The 3,284-nt window shown below is 63.4% G+C and carries 3 protein-coding genes; 2 read left to right on the top strand and 1 reads right to left on the bottom strand.

Translation table 11 applies throughout. The annotated features are described in order from the left end of the window. Positions 1–171: 171 nt before the first annotated feature. Complete coding sequence (locus tag H0W38_RS19360; RefSeq protein ID WP_292457228.1) at positions 172–1,134, bottom strand: LysR family transcriptional regulator; 963 nt, start codon at positions 1,132–1,134, stop codon at positions 172–174. A 107-nt stretch (positions 1,135–1,241) separates the two neighbouring features. On the opposite strand from H0W38_RS19360, the gene H0W38_RS19355 reads away from it, so the two are divergent. Next, positions 1,242–1,826: a DsbA family oxidoreductase gene (locus H0W38_RS19355; protein WP_292457226.1), complete on the top strand. Its 585-nt coding sequence runs from the start codon at positions 1,242–1,244 to the stop codon at positions 1,824–1,826. 54 nt (positions 1,827–1,880) lie between these two features. Then, positions 1,881–3,010, top strand: a protein-coding gene (locus H0W38_RS19350; protein ID WP_292457223.1) for an IS3 family transposase whose coding sequence is annotated in 2 segments (ribosomal slippage) — positions 1,881–2,139 and positions 2,139–3,010 — 1,131 coding nt in all. Because the reading frame shifts where the segments join, the coding sequence is not laid out codon by codon here. Positions 3,011–3,284 lie beyond the last annotated feature (274 nt).

Below are 3,284 nucleotides of genomic sequence, written 5' to 3'. Positions count from 1 at the left end.
TGCCCGAGCGGCAGACGCAGGAACTGCATCTGCAGATCCTGAAATCCACGCGCTGCGCCGGCCCCGGTGATGCGATCCGGCACCGGGACGATGCTCGCTTGTCGCGGGTCGGCGACTCCAGCATCACCCGTCAATGAAGGCCGGGGCTTTGCAACAGCCCTTCGCTCTTCTTTAGCGCTCGTCAACCTCAGGCCTTGGGAAAGGCCGATCGCCCCGATCCCAGCTTTCGCTAGCCGGCGCGACGTGTCGCTCGAGAAATGTCAGCAGTGCCTGCACCTTCCGCGAGTGCCTGCGGTTCGGCAGGTAGGCGGCGTAAACACACACCGTCTCCAGTTGCGGGTTCACATTCCAATCCTCGAGCAACCTCAGCAGACGGCCAGAGCGCACGTCGTCGCCAACCAGCCATTGCGGCAGCAACGCGATCCCGAGGCCGCTCAGCACGGCATCGCGCAGCACGTCGGAGTTGTTCACGCGAAGCCGGCCGTGTATTTCGACGTGTTCGTCGGCTTTGCCTAGCTGCGCAAAAGTCCAGTGCTGCGGCCCCGGTTGATGCGAGAACCGCAAGCACTCGTGGGCTGCTAGGTCTTGAGGCTGGATTGGTGCGCCGACGCGTGCGATGTAGTCGTGACTTCCAACTACAAAGCGATGGTGCTCGCCGAGACGGCGAACGACGAGGCTGGGCTCGGCAACGGGCACGCCGATGCGCACCGCGACGTCGATTCGTTCGCTGGCCATATCGAGCATGGCGTCCGACAGGACGAGGTCGAGCGAGACCCTCGGATGCGCTTGCAAGAAGTTGGCAACGTGTGGGCCGAGGCACAGCCGCGCGTACGTTACCGGCATCGACACCCGCAGCGGACCAACTGGCTCTGCGCCGGTGTCCGCCACGCTGTTGTCGGCTTCGTCCAGGTCGGCCAGCACGCGCGCGACCTGCTCCAGATATGCCTGTCCGGTGTCGGTCAGCGTCACCTGCCGCGTACTACGCGTGAGCAAGGCAGTGCCAAGGGAAGCCTCGAGCGCATCTGCCATGCGCGTCACCGACGAGGTCGCCACGCCAAGCCGGCGCGCCGCCTTCGAGAACCCGCCCGACTCGGCTACGGCGACGAAAGCCCTAAGGGCAAGCAACTTGTCCATCCGCTTCTCTGTTGCGTCAAATGCAAAGCTAGGTTGCGCTTGTAGCTGATTCTCCATTCGCCATGCAACGCCTACTCTACGTCATCGTTAACTCAGGAGGCCCCCTCATGAAGCCAGTCGAAGTCGTGGTCACGTCGGATTTCATCTGCCCGTGGTGCTGGATCGGTCACCGCAACTTGAAGGACGGCATAGCGACGGCTGGCCTTTCTGCCGATTGGGTGCAAGTGCGGTTCGCACCGTTCGAGCTGAACCCCAACATGCCCAGAGAGGGGCAGAACCGCCAGACCTACCGCACGCGGAAGTTCGGCAGCTGGGCTCGATCGCAGGCGATGGACGCCGAAGTCGCGATGGCGGGGCAGCGCGTTGGCGCGGTGTTCAACTACGACCGTGTTCTCGTGACGCCGAACACGCGACTGGCCCATCGTTTGATGTTCTGGGCGCAGTCGCAGGGCGACGCCGCCAAGCTAGAAGCGCTGCCGGAAGCGATCTTCTTTGCGTACTTTTCGCAGGGCCGAGACATCGGCACGGTCGATGTGTTGGTGGAGGTCGCCGCAGCCGCCGGCTTCGATGCCGACGCGGTACGCACTTTCCTCAAGCTGAACTCCGGCGAGCGCGAAGTGGTCGCGAAGGAACTGCAGGCGCAGCTCGACGGCGTGCAAGAGGTGGCCTCGGAAATCCGAACACGACGATAAGTGGAAACTCTGCTTCATGAACCCGGGCTGAGAGCTCGAGAAAGCAGGAAGGCCATGAGCAAGAGACCACGCAGGAACCACTCAGCGCTGTTCAAGGCGAAGGTGGCGATAGACGCCGTCAGGGGCGAGAAGACCTTGGCCGAACTGGCCAAGCTGCACGATGTGCACCCGAACCAGATCAACGATTGGAAAAACCAGTTGCTCGAGCGCGCGGCCAGCGTATTTGGCGCGGAGTCAGCGACTGCGCCGACGGTCGATCTGAAGGAGCTGCACGCCAAGATCGGGCAGCTCGCGCTGGAGAATGATTTTTTGTCCGGCGCGCTCACCAAGGCCGGCATGTTGAGCGCAAGGCGATGATCGACCGCAACCACGCACTGCCGATCACGCGGCAAGCCGAGCTGGCGGGTATCAGCCGAGGCAACGTGTACTACCTGGCGCGAACGGCGTCCGAGGCCGATCAGCAGCTGATGAGGCGTATCGACGTCCTCAACCTGGCGCACCCCTTCGCGGGCAGCCGCATGCTGCGCGACATGCTCAACCGCGAGGGCTTCGATGTCGGACGCCGCCATGTGGCCACACTGATGCGGCGCATGGGAATCGAGGCGCTGTACCGCAAGCCCAACACGAGCAAGAAGCACCCGGCCCACAAGGTCTACCCGTACCTTCTGCGTGAGCTCAAGATCGATCGCGCCAACCAGGTCTGGGCCGCCGACATCACGTACGTTCCGATGGCGTGTGGCTGGGTCTACCTGTGCGCTATCGTCGACTGGGCGAGCCGGCGTGTGCTGTCGCATCGCGTCTCGATCAGCATGGACGCTACGTTCTGCGTGGAGGCGTTGCAAGAAGCCCTTGCCAAATACGGGCAGCCCGAGATCTTCAACACCGACCAGGGGAGCCAGTTCACGAGCGAGGCGTTCACCGAGCCGCTGAAGGCCCTTGGCGTGGCCATCAGCATGGACGGCAAGGGCGCATGGCGGGACAACATCTTCGTGGAGCGGTTCTGGCGATCCATCAAGTACGAAGAGATCTTCCTCCACGCCTATGACTCGGTCGCCCAGGCCCGGGCGGGGATCGCGCGGTACATTGATTTCTTCAACACCGCGCGGCCGCATTCTTCGCTGGACGCCAAGACCCCGGACGAGTTCTACTTCGCGACGCTGCCGGCGATCAAACAGGCCGCATGAGCGGTGAACACGAGTTGCCCACCGCGTCGGTCGTGCGTTCGTCGCAAACGACGCCCGCCCGCCGCCGTGGACAACTCTCCACCGATATCAAACCCGCAGGGCTCCACTTATCGAAGCCGATTCGGTGTTCGAACAACCGGAGCCACCTCTTCAGCAGAGGGCGCGCGTGATCTTGCTGGCGGCCGAGGGCTGGCAGAACAAGGACATCGCGGTCGAGGTCGGCCTCGAGGCAGCAGCGATCCCCGTCTTGTCACGCATGGCGCCTGAGGAATGG

This window comes from Methylibium sp. (assembly GCF_013817365.1).
In the GTDB taxonomy this organism is placed as follows: domain Bacteria; phylum Pseudomonadota; class Gammaproteobacteria; order Burkholderiales; family Burkholderiaceae_C; genus Methylibium.
The sequence above is the reverse complement of the archived record's forward strand: the minus strand, read 5'-3'. Positions and strand labels throughout refer to the sequence as shown.